1 protein-coding gene is annotated in these 240 nt (G+C 56.2%); it reads left to right on the forward strand.

From position 1 onward, the window contains the following. On the forward strand, positions 1–240 hold a 240-nt coding region (locus ACO0KW_RS20505; protein ID WP_423055194.1), incomplete at both ends, for a hypothetical protein.

Here is a 240-nt window from a genome sequence, read left to right on the forward strand (position 1 = left end):
AATCCCTGATCGCCACGATTAGTGGTGTCACCGATACGAACAGTAAATATGAAGCAGTAGCGGTCGGCAGCAGCAACACAGCAAGCAGCGCGATCACCGATGAAGCCGTCCCAGCAGCAAGCGACACCGTCTATGCGCACATCAGTGTCGATGCAGCGAGTGTTGCCGAAGGTGGCGTCTTAACGTACACGGTCACCCTCAAAGACAGCAGCGGCAATGCCGTCAGTGTTCCAGTCGGCA

The organism is Undibacterium sp. Ji22W (assembly GCF_049340305.1).
GTDB lineage: Bacteria > Pseudomonadota > Gammaproteobacteria > Burkholderiales > Burkholderiaceae_D > Undibacterium.